The sequence below is a fragment of the Streptomyces glaucescens genome, from assembly GCF_002154375.1.
GTDB classification, from domain to species: domain Bacteria; phylum Actinomycetota; class Actinomycetes; order Streptomycetales; family Streptomycetaceae; genus Streptomyces; species Streptomyces glaucescens.
The window spans coordinates 22,409-44,232 of record NZ_MUND01000043.1 but is presented as its reverse complement, the minus strand read 5'-3'; the positions used below and the strand labels follow the sequence as shown (position 1 = coordinate 44,232).

The following is a 21,824-nucleotide window of genomic DNA, read 5'->3' as shown; positions in this document are numbered from 1 at the left end:
GAGGGCGAGGGCGCCGAGCAGAAGGGCGACGTACGCCCAGGAGAAGAGCGCGAAGAAGAACGCCCACATGCCGGACAGCAGGGCGTAGCGCGCGCGGCGCTGGGCCGGGTCCGTGGGGTCCCAGCGCATCCCGCCGGGGCCGGCGCCCTGCTTCTCGGGTCCGCCGCCGGGCCGCTCGCCGAAGCCGCCGGGGGAGCGGCCGGGCTGGCGGTCGCTCCACTGGCTGCCCCAGCCGGGACGGCCGCCGCCCTCGTCCTGCCCGCCCTCGCCCCGGCCGTCGGCCGGCCGGCGCGGCTGCCAGGGCCGGTCCGGGGTGCCCTCGGGCGGCGGCGCGAACGGGTTGTCCTCCTGGCCGGCGCTTCCGCGCCCGCCGCCGTCGGGGCTGCCCGAGGGGGCGTCGGGCGGCGAGGTGGGGCGCTCCCGCAGCAGCACGCCGCTGCGCTGCCCTCCCTGCACCGACTGCGGGGTGAGCGTGAGGAGTCGCAGGCTGCGGTCCGGCATCAAGTGAGCGTCTTCCCCTGGTGAGTACGGCTGACGGAATGCGTGACGACGGGCGACGGCAAGCTGTCGCGGCCAGGCCCGTCACTGTACGAACGTGCCGCATCCGCGGTGCGTTCCCGACCCGGCTTCCCCCAGACGCTACCTTCCGGCCCCGCCCCCGTCCCGTGGGGGCCGTCCGGAGTGCCGGTATCGTTGCTGACGGTCGGCCGCTTCGTAGGCTTCCCCGTATCCGGGGGCGCGAAGCATTCGTACGAACGCACATACGGCGGCGTACCCGGCCGACCGTACCGTCGTACCCCCGAGAAAGGGCCCCACCGTGGCCGCCAAGCCCGTGGCCAAGCGCCTCGTCGTGCTGGTCTCCGGATCCGGCACCAATCTGCAGGCGCTCCTCGACGCCATCGCGACCACCGGCGCCGAGGCGTACGGGGCCGAGATCGTGGCCGTCGGCGCCGACCGCGACGGCATCGAGGGGCTGGCGCGGGCCGAGCGCGCCGGACTGCCCACCTTCGTGTGCAGGGTCAAGGACCACGGCAGCCGCGAGGCGTGGGACGCCGCGCTCGCCGAGGCCGTCGCCGCGTACGAGCCCGACCTGGTGATCTCCGCCGGGTTCATGAAGATCGTGGGCAAGGAGTTCCTGGCCCGCTTCGGCGGGCGGTTCGTGAACACCCACCCCGCCCTGCTCCCCAGTTTTCCCGGCGCCCACGGTGTCCGCGACGCGCTCGCGTACGGCGCCAAGGTCACCGGCTGCACCGTCCACTTCGTCGACGACGGCGTCGACACCGGGCCGATCATCGCGCAGGGCGTGGTCGAGGTCCGGGACGAGGACGACGAGAGCGCGCTGCACGAGCGCATCAAGGAAGTCGAGCGAAGGCTGCTCGTCGAGGTCGTGGGGCGGCTCGCCCGCAACGGCTATCGCATTGAGGGACGAAAGGTAGTTATCCAGTGACCGCCGAGAGCAACAAGCGGCCCCTTCGCCGGGCGCTCGTCAGCGTCTACGACAAGACGGGCCTCGAAGACCTCGCGCGCGGCCTGCACGAGGCGGGCGTCGCCCTCGTCTCCACCGGGTCCACCGCCGCCCGCATCGCCGACGCCGGCGTCCCCGTCACCAAGGTCGAGGAGCTGACCGGCTTCCCCGAGTGCCTGGACGGCCGGGTCAAGACCCTGCACCCGCGGGTGCACGCGGGCATCCTCGCCGACCTGCGCCTGGAGGACCACCAGCGGCAGCTCGCCGAGCTGGGCGTGGAGCCGTTCGACCTGGTCGTGGTGAACCTCTACCCGTTCCGCGAGACCGTCGCCTCCGGTGCCTCGCCCGACGAGTGCGTCGAGCAGATCGACATCGGCGGCCCGTCCATGGTCCGCGCCGCCGCCAAGAACCACCCGTCCGTCGCCGTGGTCACCAGCCCGGCCCGCTACGCCGACGTCCTCGACGCGGCGAAGAACGGCGGCTTCGACCTGGCCACCCGCAAGCGGCTCGCCGCCGAGGCCTTCCAGCACACGGCGGCCTACGACGTGGCGGTGGCCGGCTGGTTCGCCGGCGAGTACGCCCCGGTCGACGACTCGCCGTTCCCCGACTTCCTGGGCGCCACCTGGGAGCGCAAGAGCACGCTGCGCTACGGGGAGAACCCGCACCAGCCCGCCGCGCTGTACGTCACCGGTGCCGGCGGCGGCCTCGCCGAGGCCGAGCAGCTGCACGGCAAGGAGATGTCGTACAACAACTACACGGACACGGACGCCGCCCGCCGTGCCGCGTACGACCACGACGAGCCGTGCGTCGCGATCATCAAGCACGCCAACCCGTGCGGCATCGCGGTCGGCGCGGACGTCGCCGAGGCCCACCGCAAGGCGCACGCCTGCGACCCGCTGTCCGCGTTCGGCGGTGTGATCGCCGTCAACCGCCCGGTGTCGAAGGAGATGGCCGAGCAGGTCGCGGAGATCTTCACCGAGGTCATCGTCGCGCCGGACTACGAGGAGGGCGCCCTCGAAGCGCTCACCAAGAAGAAGAACATCCGCGTCCTGCGCTGCCCCGAGGGCCCGGCGAACCCGGTCGAGGTCAAGCCGGTCGACGGCGGTGTCCTGCTCCAGGAGACCGACCGTCTCCAGGCCGCCGGCGACGACCCGGCCACCTGGACCCTGGCGACGGGCGAGGCCCTGTCCGCCGGGGAACTGGCCGACCTGGCCTTCGCCTGGAAGGCGTGCCGCGCGGTCAAGTCCAACGCGATCCTGCTCGCCAAGGACGGCGCCTCCGTCGGTGTCGGCATGGGCCAGGTCAACCGCGTGGACTCCGCGAAGCTGGCCGTCGAGCGCGCGGGCGCCGAGCGCGCCCAGGGCTCCTACGCCGCGTCCGACGCCTTCTTCCCCTTCCCCGACGGTCTGGAGATCCTCACCGCGGCCGGCGTCAAGGCGGTCGTCCAGCCGGGCGGCTCGGTCCGTGACGAGCTGGTTGTGGAGGCCGCGAAGAAGGCGGGCGTCACGATGTACTTCACGGGCACGCGGCACTTCTTCCACTGAGCCGTGCGCAAGGGCGCCGGCCCGCCGGTGGTGACCGGCGGGCCGGCGCGTCCGTGCGGGCGGCGTCAGCTGCAGCCGCTGTTGTTCTTGTACGACGCGTAGTGCCAGACGTTCTTGTGGTAGAAGCGGTACTTGCCGTCGGCGGTGCGGAAGACGTCGAAGTAGTAGCGCGAACCGTGGTACCGCAGCTTGTACTTGGTGGCGTCGGTCGATCCGGTGCTCCGGAACTCCAGCTCACCCGCACGGGTGGTGGGGTTCCACTTCTCGTCGGCCGAACCGAAGGTCTTGGTGCCGACCTTGCCGTCCTGCGTCAGACCCCAGGCCTTCTGCAGCTGCTTGGTGGCGTACGCGGTGTTCGAGCCGAACCTGCCGTCGATGTCGGCGTGGTCGAACTGCGTTCCGTTGCTCTCCTTGACGCCCTCCGCGTACAGGATGATCTGCCACAGGCAGGTGGCGTTGGTGTCCTTGTGGGACGAGGTGGACAGCGTGCCCTCGTCGCCGAAGTCGTCGTAGAACGACCCGCCGCCGCTGATGAAGCCGTTGGACGAGGACGCCGAGGCCGGCGAGGCGCTCAGCGCGAGCGCGCCCGCGACGACGGCGCCCACCGCGCCGGTGGCCAGCCGGGCCCGCGAGGTACGGAAGTTCATATGGGTCCTTCCCCCGTTGAAGATGTCGTGCCGTTGCAGGAACCACGATGGCAGCGGCCCCGCGAGGCGCGGTACCTCGAACGTTCCAGGGTCCCGGTTCGCCCGTCACTCCCGCGGGAGGCGGTTCACCAGAGCGACGACAGCAGCCCCCACACCGACGGTGAGAAGGAGCAGCTCTTCACCAGTCTGTGCGAGCGCGGCGCGTAGGTGCCCGCCAGGTTCCCCATGCTGTTGATGTTGCTGCAACCGGCCCGCTGGGCCGGGCGGCGGCGGTCGTGGCCCCGGGGGGCGAAGTCGGCGCCGCGGTAGTACACGACGCCGAGGAAGCCCTGGTCGTCCGCGATGTTGTTGAAGACCGAGCGGACGGGGCTGTGCGCGGCCCAGGGACAGGTCTCGGCCCCCGTTCCCCAGTCCGGGTCGCTCTCGCGCCAGCTGCACATCTGCCCGTTGCCGTTGTGCTCGCTGAAGAAGCACACCCGGTCCTCCGCGCAGCGGTGGTACCCCCAGACCACCTCGCCCGCAGGGCCGGTGGGGGCCGCCGAGGCACTCGGCAGGGCCTCGTACACCGGTGTGCCGTCGGGCCGGGTCGCCCACCGGTGCGCCGCGAAGGACGCGACCGCGAGGCCCGACGTGGCGAGCAGCACCGCCGCGAGGCACCCCGCCAGGACGGGGTGGCCGCGCCGGAATCCGGGCCCGCGCGCCCTGGCCGGGCGCTTGCGACGCGCCCCCGCGGCGGCCTCGCGCACCCGGCGCAGCAGCGTCCCGGCGTCCATCCGGCCGGTGTGCTCGCGGGCCAGGCACGCTCGCACGATCTGCGCCCACTCGTCCGGGAGGTCATCCGGCAGCCGCAGCTCCTCCGTTCCGCGCGCGTAGCGCGCCGCCGCGTCCGTGCGGGCCTCCGTGGTGGCGCCGGGGAAGGGGAAGGAGCCGGTGAGCACCACGTGGGCGAGGACGCCGAAGGCCCAGATGTCGGCCGACGGGCGGACGACGGTGCCGCGTTCGCCGATCTCCGACCAGAGGAGTTCCGGCGGGGTGTAGTCGGGGGTGGCGAAGGCGGGCGCGTAGGCGTGGGTGCCCTCCAGTTCGGCGGCCAGGGCGAAGTCGGCCAGGCGCACCGAACCGTCCCGCATGAGCAGGACGTTGGCGGGCTTGAGGTCGCCGTGGATCCAGCCCGCGTCGTGCAGCTGGCACAGTCCCTCGCAGATCTGGGTGAGCAGGACGCCCGGTCGTGGAACCCGGTCCAGAGAATCCTGCAGGGCGCGCTCGGCCCGTTCCAGGACGATCACCGTGGCCCCGTCCAGTTCCGGGCGGTCCGGGTCGTCGACGGTCAGCGCGGCGTACATCCGGATCAGACGCGGCGCGCGCAGCCGCCGCAGCAGCGCCACCTCCCGCTCGGCGAGGTCCCGCAGATGACTGAGCTGGCGGGGGGTGCGGGTGCCGGTGGGCAGGAACTTCAGGGCCGCCCGGGCCGGCAGTCCGTCGTCCCCGGCGGAGTTGTGCGCGGCGTAGACGGTGGCGAAGGCGCCGGACGCGAGGGGCTCGCGGACCTCCCAGGGGCCGACGCGGTAGCCCTTGGGGACGGTCACCGTGTGGCTCTCGCCGTGTTCCCCGGTCATCGGGCGGCCTCGTCGCCGGCCGGGTTCAGCACACCGAGGTCCTCCTCGCGCACCAGGTCGAAGCGGAGCGCGAGGGAGACCAGCGACTCCTTCTTGCCGTGGACGCGCCGGCCCGGTTCCGCCGTGTCGGGGCCCGGGCGCAGACGGAGCTTGACGGCGAGGTAGTCGATGTTCCAGTAGACGGCGGACCGGGTGACCGCGGGCCACACCGGGCGCAGCCGCTCCACCAGCTCCTCGACGGCGGGCAGCGGGGCGTGCGGCGCGCCGCGCAGCCGGGGCTCGCACAGGGCGGCCAGCACGGTGTAGTACCGCTTGGTGCGGTCCAGGGTGAACGCCGGTGCCGTGGCGGCCCCGGAGAGTACGGCGCGGCCCGCGCTGCGGAAGGCGTGGCGCGGCGCCCAGACGTCGAGGGTGAGTAGGTCGCCCGCGGCGGGCAGCACCACCCGCGAGAATTCGAAGGGGACGGGCGCGTCCAGCCGTCCCGGGCCGACCTTGACGTGTTCCCCGGCGCCTTCCGGGTTCTCGACCACGTAGGTCTGGTGCTCGCTGAGGTTGCTCAGCAGCCAGTAGGTGCGGTGCGCGGTGATCTCGCCGGCCATCCGGGGCACTCCGTCGTGGGCGAGGACGAGCCCGCCGTCGAGTTCCGCCCGGCCGAAGGCGAGCCGGTCCCCGGGCGCGATCCTGATCTGGCCGTCGGGTGTGCCGCACGCCGGCGGCACGACGATGATGCTGTACACCGGTCGTCCCCTTCCCCCGCATACGTGAGGGAAAGGGTAGGTTGCCCGGCGCCCCGGCCGCGAAGCTTTCGCCGGACAAGGCGAGTCGGCCACCCACACTCCGTGTGAGTGGCCGAACATCCTCGCCGCTGACTCAGCAGGACGGCAGCGGGTTCGTCTCCGAGGAGATGTCGTTGTCGCTCATCCAGCCCCACTGGCCGTTGTCCGCCTGGGTGTGGACCCAGCGGGTGGGGTGCGGGCCGCCGTGGTTCTGGCCGCCGTCGAACTTGCAGACGAAGAAGGACGGGTTGGAGTACATCCGGCCGACGACCCGGTTGCTGTTCGCACCCGCGTACACGTTCGCGCCGGTGGCGTTGTTGCAGTACCAGACGGAGCCGTCCTGCCAGCAGGGCGCGGCGGCCTGGGCGTTGGCGGCCGAGGTCAGGGTGAGCGCGGCGCCGGCGGTGACGGCGGCGGCGCCGAGGGCGAGGGCCTTGCGGAAGGTGGTGGACATGACTGTTCCCCCAGTCGTGTGCGGTGGTGCGGCCGGTCCCCGGCCCTCCCCCGGGGGAGCCGGCGACCGTCCTTGGTCGTGCTCCACCGTGCCGCCCCGCCGCCCGCGCCGGTACCTCGGACTTCCGAGGGTCACAGCAGCGCCGGGGCGGGGGTGTACTCCTGGAGGTAGCGGGCGACGCGGTCGGTGTAGGCGCGGTACGCCGCGGGCACTTTGCGCGTCCTGTTCACCGTCCCGTACGAGGTCCGGTACGCGGCGGCGACCAGCAGCCGGCGGTCGCCCGGCAGGGACCGGTGCAGACGCGCTTCGATGGCGCAGAGGTAGCGGCCCATCGCCGGGATCGACTCGGCGGGGGTGAACGGCGGCTCGGGGACCTCGTCGGCGGGCAGGCCGTCCGCCCGGATCCACCAGCGCAGCACGCGCGGGGTCCAGCGGGCGATGCCGTACTCGTCCCGCGCGGGATCGGCGAGGCCGGGGTCGAAGTCGCTCTCCGCCTTCAGCATCGCCGCGATGAGCACCGGGCTGATCAGCGGCCGGACGCAGGCGTGCGCCGAGTCGACGATGAGCCGGCGGTAGGCGACCGGGACGCCCTTGTCGGTACGGAGTTCGTCGGCTCCGTAGCCGGCAGCCGGCGCGGGGGCCGGCGCGGTGGTGCCCGCGCGGCCCGGACCGGCGGCACCCTCGCCCCCCGTGCGGGCGGTGTCGCCGTGGCCGAGCACCACCACCGCGGCCATCGTGGCGACCGCCGCGGCCAGACCGGCCGTACGGCGGCGCGGGCGGCGCGCCCCGGCCTCGCCCGCCGCCTCCCGCACCCCCCCGCAGCAGCGCCTCACCGCCGATCCGCTCCTCGTGCGTCCGGGCCAGGCAGGACCGCACGATCTCCCGCCAGCACTCCGGCAGCCCGGGGGAGAGGCGCAGCTCCTCCGCGCCGCGGGCGTACGCGACGGCCGCGTCGCGGCGGGCCGCCGGAGTGCCGCCGGGCAGCGGGAAGGCGCCGGTGAGGACGAGGTGGGCGAGGACGCCGAAGGCCCAGATGTCGGCCGACGGGCGGATCCGGCGCCCGCGTTCGCCGATCTCCGACCAGAGGAGTTCCGGCGGGGTGTAGTCGGGGGTGGCGAAGGCGGGCGTGTAGGCGTGGGTGCCCTCCAACTCGGCGGCCATGTTGAAGTCGGCGAGGCGGGCCGAACCGTCGCCCATCAGCAGCACGTTGGCGGGTTTCAGGTCGCCGTGCACCCAGCCCGCGCCGTGCAGCTGGTGCAGGCCCTCGCAGATCTGCGCGAGCAGGGCGGGGCCGCGGGGCGGTCGGGGCGCCCGGGCGAGCAGCGCCGCCAGCGAGCCCTCCGCCTTCTCCAGGACGAGGACGGTGGCACCGTCGAGTCCCGGGCGGCCCGGATCGTCGACGGTCAGCGTCTCGTACATCCGGATCAGCCGGGACCGGGTCACCCGGCGGTGCAGTTCGACCTCCCGGTCGGTCAGCTCGCGCAGATGGGCCAGGTGGCGCGGGGTGCTGGTGCCGGTGGGCAGGAACTTCAGGGCGGCGGTGCGGGGGAGGGCGCCACCGTCTCCGACACGGCACCCTTCGTACACGCTGCCGAACGCCCCGGTCGCGATCGGAGCCCGCACCTCCCATGCGCCCACCCGGTACCCGCGTGGCACCGGTACCGCGTACGGCCCGTCCCGTCCGGTCACCCGGCCGCCCGGTCCGCGGCCGGCCGCCCCGGGGCGAGGAGGCCGAGGTCCTCCTCCCGGACCAGGTCGAAGCGGAGCGCCAGCGACACCAGGGACTCCTTCTTGCCGTTGAGCCGGGGCCCGGCGTCGGCCGTCTCCGGGCCCGGCTTCAGCCGGAGCTTCACCGCGAGGTAGTCGATGTTCCACTGCACCGAGGCGCGCGACGCGGCCGGCCAGCCGGGGCGCAGCCGGTCGACGACCTGGTCCACGGTGGGCAGCGGGGCGTGCGGCGCGCCGCGCAGCCGGGGTTCGCACAGGGCGGCCAGCACCGCGAAGTAGCGCTTGGTGGGGTCCAGGGAGAAGGCGGGCGCGGTGGTCACACCGTCGAGCCCGGACTCGGGGCGGAGGTGGTCGTGGCGCGGCGCCCACACCTCGACCGGCAGCAGATCACCGGCGGCGGGCAGCACGATCCGGGAGAACTCGAAGGGCACGGGCGCGTCCAGCCGCCCCGGGGCGACCTTGATGTGCTCGCCGGCCCCCTCCGGGTTCTCCACGACGTACGTCTGTTCCCGGCTGAGGTTGCTCAGTATCCAGAAGGCGCCCTGCGCGGCGATCTCGCCCGCTCTGCGGGAGACCCCGTCGTGGGCGATCACGAGGCCGTTCCCGGCGCCGCGCCCGAAGGCCAGCCGCTCGCCGGGGGCGAGGCGGAGCTGTGCGGGGCGGGTGTCGTTCGTCGTGGCCGGCGGCGGTACCACGATGATGCTGTACACGGTGCGTCTCCCGAGCCCGGCCCGTGCTCGACGGCTCCACGGACCGGCCGCCCGAGTGCTACCCAGCCCGGCTCCCGCGGACGCACCAGGGCCGTGTCCCCCCTCGATCGGGTGAGACACGGCCCTTGGTGTGAACGGTGCCGGAGCTGCGCTCAGTAGCGCGGGCGGGCGAACCAGGCGGTGCCGCTGGGGACGACCGGGGCCGCCGCGATGATGCCGCCGAAGACCAGCCAGAGCAGCGGGCCGATGACGGACGAGGCCATGCCGGTGTCGAGGCCGACGAACAGCCCGACCAGGCCGACGATCGCGCCGAGCGCGCCGTAGATCACCGTCGTGATGCGGATGCCCTGGCCGCCCCGGCCGAACTTGACGCCGAGGGTGATGGAGAGCGCCGCCAGCGCCGCGGCGATCAGGGCGAATATGGCGAAGATGCCGGCCGCCGCGTCACCGCCGTCGCCGACCGAGCTGAAGCCCAGTTCGTCCGCGCCGTCGGAGACGTCGCTCGCGAAGGCCGCGAAGTACAGGAACGCCAGCGCGCCCAGGATCTGCACCGCGGAGATGATGAAGAGGAAGACACGGGCGGTGACCAGCAGGCCCGGCATGGACTGCGGGAGCATCATGTTGCCGCCCGGGTAGCCGGGGTACGCCGGCTGCTGCGGGTAGCCGTAGTTCGCCTGCGGGGGAACGCCGGGGGGCTGCTGCGGGTAGCCGTAGCCGGGAGCGCCGGCCGGGGGCTGCTGGGGCGGCTGCCCGTAGGGGTTGTTCGGGTCGCCGAAACTCATGGCGGTCTTTCCTCCGTTGCCTGATGTGCGGGGACGACGCGGCGCGATGCGGAGGAAGGTTCTACAGATGCGGTTCGTCCCCCCGGTACTGCCCGCGGCACTGTGGCCTCAATCGTTCTTCAGTCACGGGCGGATTGTCCAGCCGGGTTTCCCATGTGTTGTGCAAGTGCAACAAGGTCACGGCTCGGGAACGGCGGCCCGGATTGGAACCGGGGGCCGGTCATCCGGGAGGATGGGGCCATGACCGCCCAGATTCTCGATGGCAAGGCCACCGCAGCCGAGATCAAGTCCGATCTGACCGCCCGCGTGGCGGCGCTGAAGGAGAGGGGCGTCACGCCCGGCCTCGGCACGATCCTCGTCGGGGACGACCCCGGCAGCCAGAAGTACGTCGCCGGCAAGCACCGCGACTGCGCGCAGGTCGGCATCGCCTCCATCCAGCGCGAACTGCCGGGCACCGCGACGCAGGAGGAGATCGAGGCGGTCGTCCGGGAGCTGAACGAGGACCCGGCCTGCACCGGCTACATCGTCCAACTGCCGCTGCCCAAGGGCATCGACGAGAACCGGATCCTGGAACTCATGGACCCGGACAAGGACGCCGACGGCCTGCACCCGATGAACCTCGGCCGGCTGGTCCTGAACGAGCCCGCCCCGCTGCCCTGCACCCCCAACGGCGTGCTCACCCTGCTGCGCCGCTACGGCGTCGAGATCAAGGGCGCCGAGGTCGTGGTCGTCGGCCGCGGAGTGACCATCGGCCGCCCGATGCCGCTGCTGCTCACCCGGCGCAGCGAGAACGCGACCGTGACCCAGTGCCACACCGGCACCCGTGACCTCTCCGCCCACCTGCGCCGCGCGGACATCATCGTCGCCGCCGCCGGGTCCGCCCATCTGATCCGCCCCGAGGACGTCAAGCCGGGCGCGGCCGTCCTCGACGTCGGGGTCTCCCGCAACGCCGAGGGCAGGATCGTCGGCGATGTGCACCCCGGCGTCGCCGAGGTGGCCGGCTGGATCTCCCCGAACCCGGGCGGCGTCGGCCCGATGACCCGGGCCCAGCTGCTGGTCAACGTGGTCGAGGCGGCGGAGCGCGGTGTCGGCTGAGGAGCACGACGCGATCGGCACCGCGGCGGGCGCCGGGCCCGACGACGCGCGGGGCACCTCCGGTGACAGGGGGCCGCGGGGCGCGGACGGTGACGCCGGGCCGCGCGGCACCGCCGGTGAGGGTGGGCCGCGGCACGGCACCGCCGGTGAGAGTGGGCCGCGGGACGCGCGGAGCGCCGACGAGGACGGCGAGCCGCGGGTCATCGGCAGTACGCCCGAGACCATCGAGGTGCGGGATCCGGTCAGCGCGCCGGACGCCGACGGCGTACCGCGTCGCGCCACCCGCCGCTTCCCGCTGTTCACCCGGGACACAGCCCGCCCGGAGGGCGGCGGGCGGGCCGCCTCGGGTGCCGCTCCGGCGCCCGCCCGGCAGTGGCCGACGCTCGCCGTGCTGGGCACGGTCGGCCTCGGGCTGCTGCTGACCGCGTTCGACATGTTCCGGCTCGGCACGCTGCTGGTGGGTGTCGCGCTGCTCGGTGGCGCGGTGCTGCGCTGGCTGCTGCCCGGCGTCGGGATGCTCGCGGTGCGGTCCCGGTTCACGGACATCGCGACGTACGGTGCGCTGGGGTCGGTGATCGTCCTGCTGGCGCTGATGGTGCAGCCCAATCCCTGGCTCGAGATCCCGTTCCTGAAGGACACCCTGCACTTCACGGTCAGCGGCTGACCTGCGGCGCGGCGGCCCGTCCTCACCCCCGTGAGAAGACGGGCCGCCGCCCACGACCAACCTTCCGCACGTCGGACGGCCGGATCAACGCCTGTCAGTTCGCTGTGGCACGGAAGTGACCGTTCCGCTACGGTGTCCGCGCGTTGTCGCACATCGGCACGACGGTGCCGGTGAGTGATCGGAAAACGCCTGATTCGGGCGAGACCGTGCCCATTGGGCGGCAGATCGGGCAATCGGGGCGGTGCGGGGGTGTGCCGTCGCCGGGGGACCTGAGATCCTGACGACGCGCATCCCCGTGGGCGGGGGAACAGCAAGCACGTACCGGGGGGAAGAGGGGGAAGCAATGCCTCGATGGAAGGCCTTGCCGGAGGAACTGGATCCGCAGATCGCGGAGTTCACCAATCAGCTGCGGCGGCTCGTGGACCGCAGCGGCCTGAGCGTCGCCGCGCTCGCCGACCGCACCGGTTACAGCAAGACGTCCTGGGAGCGTTACCTGGGCGGCCGGCTGCTCGCGCCCAAGGGCGCGATCGTGGCCCTGGCCGAGGTCACCGGCACCCATCCGATCCATCTGACCACCATGTGGGAGCTGGCCGAACGCGCCTGGAGCCGTTCGGAGATGCGCCACGACATGACCATCGAGGCCATCCGGATCTCCCAGGCGCGCGCCGCCCTCAGCGAGTTCGGCCCGCCGCCCGCGAACGCCAAGGGCAGGCCCGCCCGCCGCGGCGGCAGCGCCACGGCGACGCCCGGCCTCGCGGGCCCGGCCGGTGTGGCCCCGACCGTCCCGGCGCAGCCGACCGCGTCGGACGCGGACGCCCGGACCCCGTCGACCGGTCAGCGCTCCACCGGCACCAACTCCTGGGGCGTCGCCGGGTACGCCGGGCCGTCCCCGACGGGCCACCGCAGGCGGGGCGGCCCGGCGGGCGGCGCGGGAGCCGGTGCCGTAGCCGGTGCCGGTGTGGCTGCCGGCGGGGGAGCCGGTGGCGCGGGATCTGGCGGGCGGGCGTCCAGGAGGGCCCCCGCCGCGCCCCCGGGAGGGGGCATGCGCCGGACGACCATGTTCGCCGCGGGCGCCGTCGGCGTGCTGGTCGTGGCCGCCGCGGCGTTCTGGGTCACCAGCGGCCGCGGTGCCGACAAGGCCGGCGCGACGCCTCCGCCGTCGCCCACCGTCACCACCGACGCCGCGCCGCCGCCCGGCGTGAAGTGCACCGGGGACGGCTGCACCGGCAAGGACGCGGAGAGCATGGGGTGCAGCGGCGACCTGGTGACCACCACCCAGACCGCCACCGTCGGCACCACGGTCGTCGAGGTCCGCTACAGCCGGGCCTGCGGCGCCGCCTGGGGCCGTATCACCCAGGCCGCGCAGGGGGACCAGGTCGAGGTGTCGACGGACAGGTCCCGGCAGCAGGGCTCCGTCGCCGTGGCCGGCGACAGGAGCGCGTACACCCCGATGGTGGCCGTCAAGGACGCCGGTGAGGCGAACGCCTGCGTGACGCTGGCCTCGGGCGAGAAGGGCTGCACCCGGCAGCCGTAGCCGCTCGGCCCCGGCCGGTGGGAAACCGGCCGGGAGAACCGCCGGAAAAAGTGCCGGGGAAACAGGTATGGCCGCCGCGATCCGGGGCAGGCGGACAGTACCCCCACGGGAGTCCGGCAAGACTCGGTACCCCCGCACGGCGGCCGCCTCCGTCTCCCCCTCTCCCTGACGGGCGGCCGCCTTTTCTCCGTACGGGGTGGTGAACCGTGGCACTCGGGCGGTCTGTGGGCTGGGCCACACCGACCCGGGGGCCGGTGATCCCGGATGCGCGATAGCCTGACCCGCGGATATCTCTTGACGCCGAGAGATCGATCATCCGAACCCCCCGGGGCAGGGACGCCCCACCGCCAGCTGTCATACGGAGAACGCCATGACCCGCACTCCCGTGAACGTCACCGTCACCGGCGCGGCCGGCCAGATCGGTTACGCCCTGCTCTTCCGCATCGCCTCCGGCCAGCTGCTCGGCGCGGACGTGCCGGTCCGCCTGCGCCTCCTGGAGATCACCCCGGCCCTCAAGGCCGCCGAGGGCACCGCGATGGAGCTGGACGACTGCGCGTTCCCGCTGCTCCAGGGCATCGACATCACCGACGACCCGAACGTGGCCTTCGACGGCGCCAACGTCGCCCTCCTGGTGGGCGCCCGCCCGCGCACCAAGGGCATGGAGCGCGGTGACCTGCTGGAGGCCAACGGCGGCATCTTCAAGCCGCAGGGTCAGGCCATCAACGCCCACGCCGCGGACGACATCAAGGTCCTCGTCGTCGGCAACCCGGCCAACACCAACGCGCTCATCGCGCAGGCCGCCGCCCCGGACGTACCGGCCGAGCGCTTCACCGCGATGACCCGCCTGGACCACAACCGCGCGCTGACCCAGCTCGCGAAGAAGACGGGCTCGACGGTCTCCGACATCAAGCGCCTGACCATCTGGGGCAACCACTCCGCCACCCAGTACCCGGACATCTTCCACGCCACCATCGCCGGCAAGAACGCCGCCGAGGTCGTCGACGACGAGCAGTGGCTGGCCGACGACTTCATCCCGACCGTCGCCAAGCGCGGCGCCGCCATCATCGAGGCCCGCGGTGCCTCGTCGGCCGCCTCCGCCGCCAACGCCGCCATCGACCACGTCTACTCCTGGGTCAACGGCACCCCGGAGGGCGACTGGGTCTCCATGGGCATCCCGTCCGACGGCTCCTACGGCGTCCCGGAGGGCCTGATCTCCTCCTTCCCCGTCACCTGCAAGGACGGCAAGTACGAGATCGTCCAAGGGCTGGAGATCAACGAGTTCTCCCGCACCCGCATCGACGCCTCCGTCCAGGAGCTGGCGGAGGAGCGCGAGGCGGTCCGCGCCCTCGGCCTGATCTGAGCCACCCCGGCCCCCGGCCGAGCCGCCGTTCCGCGGCTGAGCCGTCCGGTCCCACCGCTGATCCCCGGTCCGCCCAGGCGGCCCGGGGATCACCGCGTTCCGGGGCCGGCCACGCGTCTCACGCGTCCAGCAGCTCCTCCTCCAGCCTGCCGATGTCCACCGTCTCGGCCGGGGACGGGGTGCCGGCCGGCACCGGCTTGCCGTAGTCCTCGAAGGTCAGCGTCACATCGGTGCCCTCGCCCCGCCGGTCCGCCTCGATCAGCCGGTGGGGGGCGTCGGCGGTGACGTACAGGGTCGTCCTCTCGCCGTCCTCCTCGCCCGTCCCGCCGTCCTCCTCGCCCGTCAGCGGGACGACCGCGGTGTCCTGCCGGGTCGTCTCCTCGCCCTTGATCAGGGAGGCGCCCCCGGAGGACGCCCCGGTGCCGATCTCCCGCTGGAACCGGCCCAGATCGCAGACGCCGGCCATGCCCTCGAGGGCGGGGTCGTCCGTGGTGCCGTGCAGGTAGCGGTCCTTCAGCAGTCCGGCCACCGCGTCGCCCTCACCGCCGGGCACATGGGCCTTCCAGAACGCGGCGTCCGGTTTCAGCCACACCTCTTCGCCGCGCTTGACGATCTCGACGCGTCCGCCGCCCTCGCCGCCGGTCTCGATCGTCCCGACGCAGTTGCCGTCCCGGTCCAGGGCGAGGTCCATCGCGGACGGCTCGGTCACGGTGCCCTCGGCCTCGGCGATCCGGTCGGTCATGGTCAGGCGGACCGACTCGGCGTCGAGGAGGTGGTCCTCCGCCTGTTCGGCGAGTTCCGCGGCGGTGCGGCCGTCGGCGTCGCTCGCGGCGGCCGGGGCGGGGGAGAGGAGGGAGAGCGGTGAGACGGGTGAGAACAGCAGGCCCGCGCTCGCCAGCGCGCCGGCCAGAGCCTTCCGGACCATGGCGTCACCTCCGCGGCCATGGCGTCACCCGGTGGTGCGCATCAATTTTCAGCTTACGTTTCGCCCCCACATGTCCGCAGTGTCAGTGACGCAGCGCACTTTCGGCCATGGATCGCGCATGCATCGAAGGGGGCAAGGGCAGGCGCTCCCGGTCCTGAACGGGGGACGCACAGGAACGGAAGGCAGCACCAGGCATGGCGGACAGTACGGAACTCCAGGCTCGGAAGAGCATCCACGCGGCGGGCGAATGGCGGCACGCCGTCTCCGGGGCCACGCGCGCGATCCTCGACCCCGCGGACGCCGCACCGTTCGCCCTGGTCGCCGAGGGCGACGAGAAGGACACGGACCTCGCCGTCGAGGCCGCCCGCGCCGCCTTCGACGGCGGTGCCGGCGCCTGGCCGCGCACCCCCGTCGCCGAGCGCGCCGCCCTGCTGCGCCGTGTCGCGGACCTCCTCGTCCGAGACCGCGAGGAACTGGGGTTGCTGGAGAGCCGCGACGCGGGCAAGACCGTGGAGGAGGGCCGGGTCGACATCGACTGCGTGGCCGACGCCTTCCGCTACTTCGCCGACCTCGTCGCCGCGGAGGCCCCCGGCCGGGTCGTCGACGCGGGCTCGCCGGACATCCACAGCGTCGTCGTGCACGAGCCGGTCGGCGTCTGCGCGCTGATCACCCCCTGGAACTACCCGCTGCTCCAAGCGAGTTGGAAGATCGCCCCGGCGCTCGCGGCCGGCAACACCTTCGTGGTCAAGCCGAGCGAGATCACCCCCATGACCACCATCGCGCTGATCGGGCTGCTGGCCGAGGCCGGGCTCCCCGCGGGCGTCGCCAACATCGTCACCGGCCCCGGCCACACCGTCGGCGCCCGCCTCGCCGAGCACCCCGACGTCGACCTGGTCTCCTTCACCGGCGGCCTGGCCAGCGGCACCAAGGTGGCGCGGGCGGCGGCCCCCACCGTGAAGAAGGTGGCCCTCGAACTCGGCGGCAAGAATCCCAACGTGGTCTTCGCCGACGCCTGCGCCACCGAGGAGGGCTTCGACACCGCCGTCGACCAGGCGCTCAACGCCGCCTTCATCCACAGCGGACAGGTCTGCTCGGCGGGCGCCCGGCTCATCGTCGAGGAGTCCGTCCGGGACCGCTTCGTCACCGAACTCGCCCGCCGCGCCGAGCGGATCCGCCTCGGCCGCGGCACCGCCGACGGCGTGGAGTGCGGCCCGCTCGTCTCCGAGCAGCACCGCGCGAAGGTCGAGGCGTACGTGGCCTCCGCGCTGGCGGAAGGCGCCGTACTGCGGTGCGGCGGCAAGCGCCCGCAGCCCAGCGACGTCCGCCCAGCGACCGGCTGGTTCTACGAGCCGACCGTCCTCGACCACTGCCACCGCGAGATGCGGGTCGTGCGCGAGGAGGTCTTCGGCCCGGTCGTCACCGTCGAGACGTTCCGCACCGAGGACGAGGCCGTGGCCCTGGCCAACGACACCGAGTACGGCCTCGCGGGCGCCGTGTGGACCGCCGACGCGGGCCGGGCCCGCCGGGTCGCGGGCCGGCTGCGGCACGGCACCGTCTGGATCAACGACTTCCACCCCTACCTCCCACAGGCGGAGTGGGGCGGCTTCGGGAAGAGCGGAACGGGCCGCGAACTCGGCCCCGCCGGGCTCGCCGAGTACCGCGAGCCCAAGCACGTCTACCAGAACCTCGCCCCCAAGCCCGTCCGCTGGTTCGCCGGCTGAACACCCCTCACCTCCCTTCGCGCACCAGCCCCACCTGGAGTACCCCCATGCCCGAGAACAACCACGTCTACGACTACGTCGTCATCGGCGGCGGCACGGCAGGCTCCGTCATCGCCTCCCGGCTGACCGAGGACCCGGACGTCACCGTCGCCGTCATCGAGGGCGGCCCCAGCGATGTCGGCCGCGACGACGTGCTCACCCTGCGCCGCTGGATGGGCCTGCTCGGCGGCGAACTCGACTACGACTACCCGACCGTGGAACAGCCCCGCGGCAACTCCCACATCCGGCACAGCCGCGCCCGCGTCCTCGGCGGCTGCTCCTCCCACAACACGCTGATCGCCTTCAAGCCGCTGCCGTCCGACTGGGACGAGTGGGAGGAGGCGGGCGCCAAGGGCTGGGGCTCGGTGCCCATGGAGGCGTACTTCGCGCGCCTGAAGAACAACATCGTCCCGGTCGACGAGAAGGACCGCAACGCCATCGCCCGCGACTTCGTCGACGCCGCGCAGGCCGCGCTCGGCGTGCCGCGCGTCGAGGGCTTCAACAGGAAGCCGTTCACCGACGGCGTCGGCTTCTTCGACCTCGCCTACCACCCGGAGGACAACAAGCGGTCCTCCGCGTCGGTGGCGTACCTGCACCCCGTGATGGACGAGCGCCCCAACCTCACGATCCTGCTGGAGACCTGGGCGTACCGGCTGGAGCTGGACGGCACCCGCGCCGAGGGCGTCCACGTGCGCACCAAGGACGGCGAGGAACTGCTGATCCGGGCCCGCAACGAGGTCGTGCTGTGCGCGGGCGCGATCGACTCCCCGCGGCTGCTGCTGCACTCCGGCATCGGACCGGCGGCGGACCTGGAGGCGCTCGGGCTGCCCGTGGTCCACGATCTGCCGGGCGTCGGCGAGAACCTGCTCGACCACCCCGAGTCGGTGATCGTCTGGGAGACCCACGGCCCCATCCCGGAGAACTCCGCGATGGACTCCGACGCCGGCCTGTTCGTGCGCCGCGACCCCGGACACCAGGGCCCCGACCTGATGTTCCACTTCTACCAGATCCCCTTCACGGACAACCCGGAACGCCTGGGCTACGAGCGGCCGCCGTACGGGGTGTCCATGACCCCGAACATCCCCAAGCCGAAGAGCCGCGGCCGGCTGTACCTGACCAGCCCGGACCCGGCCGTGAAGCCCGCCCTCGACTTCCGCTACTTCACCGACGAGGACGACTACGACGGCCGCACCCTCGTCGACGGCATCCGCATCGCCCGCGAGATCGCCAAGACCGAGCCGCTGGCCGGCTGGCTCAAGCGCGAGGTGTGCCCCGGGCCCGAGGTCGTCGGCGACGCCGAGCTGAGCGAGTACGCCCGCAAGGTCGCGCACACCGTCTACCACCCGGCCGGCACCTGCAAGATGGGTGCCGTCGACGACGACACGGCTGTCGTCGACCCCGAACTGCGCATCCGCGGCCTGGAGGGCATCCGGATCGCCGACGCCTCCGTCTTCCCGACCATGACCGCCGTCAACCCGATGATCGGGGTGCTGATGGTCGGGGAGCGCGCCGTCGACCTGATCGGTGGTGACGCCCGATGAGTACCGCCCACCCCACTCCCGAAACCCTCACGCCGCCCGTCTTCTCGGTCGACGGCCTGTGGAAGGTGTTCGGCCCCAAGGCAGACCGGGTCCCCGCCGACCCCGAACTGACCGCCCTCGCCCCCGCCGAGCTGCGCGCCCGCACCGGCTGCACGGCGGCCGTCCGGGACGTCTCCTTCGACGTCCGCAAGGGCGAGGTCTTCGTGGTCATGGGCCTGTCCGGCTCCGGCAAGTCCACCCTGGTGCGCTGTCTGACCCGGCTGATCGAGCCGACCGCCGGCACCATCGCCATCGACGGCGAGGACGTCCGCGCCATGGACAAGGCCCGGCTGCGCGAACTGCGCCGGCACCGTGCGGCGATGGTCTTCCAGCACTTCGGCCTGCTCCCGCACCGCACGGTCCTCGACAATGTCGCCTACGGCCTGGAGATCCAGGGCATGGGCAGGGCCGAACGGCGCGCCAAGGCCGCCGAGGTCGTCGCCAAGGTCGGCCTTGAGGGCATGGAGCAGCGGCGGCCGGGCCAGCTCTCCGGCGGCCAGCAGCAGCGCGTCGGTCTGGCCCGGGCCCTGGCCGTGGACCCCGAGGTGCTGCTCTTCGACGAGCCGTTCAGCGCCCTCGACCCGCTGATCCGGCGGGACATGCAGGAGGAGGTCGTCCGGCTGCACCGCGAGGAGGGCCGCACGATGGTCTTCATCACCCACGACCTCAGCGAGGCCCTCAAACTCGGCGACCGGATCGCGCTGATGCGTGACGGCCGGATCGTGCAGCTGGGCACGCCGGAGGAGATCGTCGGCTCCCCGGCCGACGACTACGTCCGCGAGTTCGTCCGCGACGTGCCGCGCGAACAGGTCATGACCGTCCGCGCGGCCATGCGCGCCGCGTCCGTGGAGGAGGCCGGGAGCGGGCCCGCCGTGTCCCCGCGCGCGACCGTGGCGGAGGCCATCGAGGCCGTCGCCCGCAGCGGCGGACCCGCGCGGGTGATGGACGGCCCGCGCTGCCTGGGCGTCGTGGACCACGAGGGGCTGCTGGACGTGGTGGCGGGCGTGGCCCCCGCCCGCCGCGACGAGGTGGCCGCGGGCGACGGCGATGACGCGCGCGCCGACGCGGTCCCGGGTGCCGGTGAGGACGTACGCGCCGACGCGACCGCGGGCGGCCGAGCCGACGGAGTCGGGGACGGCCGCGTCACCGGGGCGGCCCGGGTGGACGCTGTGGCCTCCCGCCGGCGCGGGCCGGCGAAGCGCCCCGACGCCAGCCCGCACCCGGAGGCGGTCTGATGGCGACGATCACCGCGACCCCGGCGCGCACCCTGCCCGCGCTCCTGAGGAACCGCGCCGCGGCCAAGCTGGCGGCCCTCGCGCTCGTCGCGCTGGTCCTCGTCCCGCTGGCCCACGCCCGCTGGGCGAGCGGCACCTGGCCCGACGCGCTGACCGTCGACCTGTCCGGCCCGCTCACCGACACCAGCGACTGGATCATCGACAACCGGGACAGCCACCCGCTGTTCCTCTACTTCTTCGGCCACGTCAGCAACGCGGTCGTGCTCTGCGTCCGCGCCGTCTACCTCGCCCTCCTGGCCGCCGGCTGGGCGGGCGTGACGGCGCTCTGCGCCTTCGTCGCCTGGCGGGCCGCGGGGGTGCGGCTCGCACTGGGCACGGCGGCCGCGTTCCTCGCCTGCGGGCTGCTCGGCATGTGGGTGCCGACCATGCAGACGCTGGCCCTGATGGCGGTCGCGGTGCTCGCGTCGGTCGCGGTGGGCGCCCTGCTGGGGCTCGCCGCCGGGCTGTCGGACCGGCTGGACCGGATGCTGCGGCCCGTCCTGGACACCATGCAGGTGCTCCCCGCGTTCGCCTACCTGCTGCCGGTCGTGCTGGTCTTCGGCATCGGCGTGCCCGCCGCCGTCCTCGCCACCGTCGTCTACGCCGCCCCGCCCATGGCCCGGCTCACCGCGCTCGGACTGCGCGGCGCCGACCGGGGCGTCCTGGAGGCGGTGGAGTCGCTGGGCGCGACGTCCCGGCAGCGGCTGCTGACCGCCCGGATCCCGCTGGCCCGCAAGGAGCTCCTGCTCGGCGTCAACCAGACGATCATGATGGCGCTGTCCATGGCGGTGATCGCCTCGGTCATCGGCGCCGGCGGCCTCGGTGACCGCGTCTACCAGGCGCTGGCCTCGGTCGACGTGGGCGCCGCGCTGGCGGCGGGCATCCCGATCGTGCTGCTGGCGGTCGTCCTCGACCGGGTGACGGGCGCGGCGGGATCGGGTGCGCCCGGTGCGGGCGCGGCCTCGACCGGCCGGAGGGCGTGGCCCTTCGCGCTGGGCGCCGCCGTGGCCGTTGCGGTCGCCGGGCGCCTGACGGGCCGTACCGACTGGCCGGACGCGTGGACGGTGAACATCGCCGAGCCGGTCAACCGGGCCGTCGACTGGATGACCGGGCACCTCTACACCGGGGTCCCCGTCATCGGCGGCACCGCCGACTGGGCGGGCCGCTTCACCACCTGGGTGCTCGACCCGCTCCGGGACGGCCTGCAGTGGCTGCCCTGGTGGTCGGTGCTGCTGGTGGTCGCGGCGCTGGCCTGGCTGATCGGCACCTGGCGCACCACGCTGACCGCCGTGCTCGCGATGGCCGCGATCGGCGTCCTCGGGGTGTGGGAGCCGTCGCTGGACACTCTGTCTCAGGTGCTGGCCGCGGTCGCCGTCACCCTCGTGCTGGGCGTGGCGACCGGTGTCGCGGCGGCCCGCAGCGACCGTGTCGAACGGCTGCTGAGGCCGGTCCTGGACGTCTGCCAGACGATGCCGCAGTTCGTGTACCTGATCCCGGTCGTCGCGCTCGCCGGTGTCGGCCGCGCCCCGGCCGTCGCCGCGGCCGTCGTCTACGCCCTGCCCGCCGTCGTCCGCATCACCGCGCAGGGCCTGCGCCAGGTCGACCCGGCCGCACTGGAGTCGGCCCGCTCGCTCGGCGCGACCAGCGGCCAGCAGCTGCGGCAGGTGCAGCTCCCGCTCGCCCGGCGCTCGTTGCTGCTCGCGGTCAACCAGGGCGTGGTGCTCGTCCTCGCCGTCGTCATCATCGGCGGCCTGGTCGGCGGCGGCGCACTCGGCTACGACGTCGTCTTCGGCCTCGCCCAGGGCGACCTCGCGACCGGCCTGGTCGCCGGTGCCGCGATCGTCTGCCTGGGGCTGATGCTCGACCGGGTGACGCAGCCCACCGACCGCCGCACGGCGAAGGGAGCGTGA

General features: G+C 73.6%; 18 protein-coding genes and 2 pseudogenes. 10 read left to right on the top strand and 10 right to left on the bottom strand.

Annotated features, from left to right (window positions below):
• A pseudogene (locus CCN42_RS03475) lies at positions 1-501 on the bottom strand (hypothetical protein); the annotation flags it as partial.
• Positions 502-817: 316 nt separating this feature from the next.
• On the opposite strand from CCN42_RS03475, the gene purN reads away from it, so the two are divergent.
• Positions 818-1,447: a phosphoribosylglycinamide formyltransferase gene (gene purN, locus CCN42_RS03470; RefSeq protein ID WP_043503467.1), complete on the top strand. Its 630-nt coding sequence runs from the start codon at positions 818-820 to the stop codon at positions 1,445-1,447.
• Entirely contained in the window at positions 1,444-3,009 is a 1,566-nt protein-coding gene (gene purH / locus CCN42_RS03465) for a bifunctional phosphoribosylaminoimidazolecarboxamide formyltransferase/IMP cyclohydrolase (protein ID WP_086733000.1), read from the top strand. The genes purN and purH overlap by 4 nt, the downstream gene beginning before the upstream one ends.
• A 65-nt stretch (positions 3,010-3,074) precedes the next feature.
• Here purH and CCN42_RS03460 read toward each other — a convergent pair whose 3' ends face one another.
• From CCN42_RS03460 to CCN42_RS03435, 8 genes and pseudogenes are all read right to left on the bottom strand, one after another.
• Entirely contained in the window at positions 3,075-3,656 is a 582-nt protein-coding gene (locus CCN42_RS03460) for a peptidoglycan-binding domain-containing protein (RefSeq protein ID WP_086732999.1), read from the bottom strand.
• A gap of 125 nt (positions 3,657-3,781) precedes the next feature.
• Positions 3,782-5,272 carry a protein kinase domain-containing protein gene (locus tag CCN42_RS03455; RefSeq protein ID WP_086732998.1) on the bottom strand — a complete coding sequence of 497 codons (1,491 nt, stop codon included), beginning with the start codon at positions 5,270-5,272 and terminating at the stop codon, positions 3,782-3,784.
• A complete protein-coding gene (locus CCN42_RS03450) occupies positions 5,269-6,009 on the bottom strand; it encodes a hypothetical protein (RefSeq protein WP_086732997.1) in 741 nt (246 codons plus the stop codon). Before CCN42_RS03450 ends, CCN42_RS03455 begins: the two co-directional genes overlap by 4 nt.
• Positions 6,010-6,142: 133 nt before the next feature.
• On the bottom strand, positions 6,143-6,502 hold the full coding sequence (locus tag CCN42_RS03445; protein WP_086732996.1) for a hypothetical protein: 360 nt from the start codon (positions 6,500-6,502) through the stop codon (positions 6,143-6,145).
• Between the two features lie 131 nt (positions 6,503-6,633).
• The gene (locus tag CCN42_RS44145) at positions 6,634-7,335 is read right to left on the bottom strand and encodes a lytic transglycosylase domain-containing protein (protein ID WP_245877125.1); all 702 of its coding nucleotides are present in this window, start codon (positions 7,333-7,335) and stop codon (positions 6,634-6,636) included.
• A 46-nt stretch (positions 7,336-7,381) separates the two neighbouring features.
• Positions 7,382-8,089: pseudogene (locus tag CCN42_RS44140) on the bottom strand (protein kinase domain-containing protein); the annotation flags it as partial.
• A gap of 98 nt (positions 8,090-8,187) precedes the next feature.
• A complete protein-coding gene (locus tag CCN42_RS43655) occupies positions 8,188-8,940 on the bottom strand; it encodes an FHA domain-containing protein (protein ID WP_211294621.1) in 753 nt (250 codons plus the stop codon).
• 152 nt (positions 8,941-9,092) lie between these two features.
• Complete coding sequence (locus CCN42_RS03435) at positions 9,093-9,722, bottom strand: hypothetical protein (RefSeq protein WP_086167972.1); 630 nt, start codon at positions 9,720-9,722, stop codon at positions 9,093-9,095.
• Positions 9,723-9,962: 240 nt separating this feature from the next.
• Here CCN42_RS03435 and CCN42_RS03430 point away from each other — a divergent pair, with 240 nt between their 5' ends.
• The 4 genes from CCN42_RS03430 (at position 9,963) to CCN42_RS03415 (ending at position 14,375) form a co-directional block, all read left to right on the top strand.
• Positions 9,963-10,817 (top strand): bifunctional methylenetetrahydrofolate dehydrogenase/methenyltetrahydrofolate cyclohydrolase, encoded by an 855-nt coding sequence (locus CCN42_RS03430; protein ID WP_086167973.1) that lies wholly within the window; start codon positions 9,963-9,965, stop codon positions 10,815-10,817.
• Between the two features lie 202 nt (positions 10,818-11,019).
• Positions 11,020-11,481, top strand: coding sequence for a DUF3017 domain-containing protein (locus tag CCN42_RS03425; protein ID WP_086733003.1), 462 nt, complete (start codon positions 11,020-11,022; stop codon positions 11,479-11,481).
• Positions 11,482-11,824: 343 nt separating this feature from the next.
• The gene (locus CCN42_RS03420) at positions 11,825-13,015 is read left to right on the top strand and encodes a helix-turn-helix domain-containing protein (protein WP_086732995.1); all 1,191 of its coding nucleotides are present in this window, start codon (positions 11,825-11,827) and stop codon (positions 13,013-13,015) included.
• Between the two features lie 370 nt (positions 13,016-13,385).
• A complete protein-coding gene (locus CCN42_RS03415; protein ID WP_086732994.1) occupies positions 13,386-14,375 on the top strand; it encodes a malate dehydrogenase in 990 nt (329 codons plus the stop codon).
• A gap of 118 nt (positions 14,376-14,493) precedes the next feature.
• Here CCN42_RS03415 and CCN42_RS03410 read toward each other — a convergent pair whose 3' ends face one another.
• Positions 14,494-15,300, bottom strand: a complete 807-nt coding sequence (locus CCN42_RS03410; protein WP_086732993.1) for a hypothetical protein — start codon at positions 15,298-15,300, stop codon at positions 14,494-14,496.
• Between the two features lie 194 nt (positions 15,301-15,494).
• On the opposite strand from CCN42_RS03410, the gene CCN42_RS03405 reads away from it, so the two are divergent.
• The 4 genes from CCN42_RS03405 to CCN42_RS03390 are packed head-to-tail and all read left to right on the top strand — an operon-like array spanning position 15,495 to position 21,824.
• Positions 15,495-17,021, top strand: a complete 1,527-nt coding sequence (locus CCN42_RS03405) for an aldehyde dehydrogenase family protein (protein WP_086732992.1) — start codon at positions 15,495-15,497, stop codon at positions 17,019-17,021.
• A gap of 47 nt (positions 17,022-17,068) precedes the next feature.
• Positions 17,069-18,601 carry a GMC family oxidoreductase gene (locus CCN42_RS03400; protein ID WP_086167978.1) on the top strand — a complete coding sequence of 511 codons (1,533 nt, stop codon included), beginning with the start codon at positions 17,069-17,071 and terminating at the stop codon, positions 18,599-18,601.
• On the top strand, positions 18,598-19,875 hold the full coding sequence (locus CCN42_RS03395) for a quaternary amine ABC transporter ATP-binding protein (protein WP_245877123.1): 1,278 nt from the start codon (positions 18,598-18,600) through the stop codon (positions 19,873-19,875). The genes CCN42_RS03400 and CCN42_RS03395 overlap by 4 nt, the downstream gene beginning before the upstream one ends.
• Entirely contained in the window at positions 19,875-21,824 is a 1,950-nt protein-coding gene (locus tag CCN42_RS03390) for an ABC transporter permease (protein WP_086732991.1), read from the top strand. Before CCN42_RS03395 ends, CCN42_RS03390 begins: the two co-directional genes overlap by 1 nt.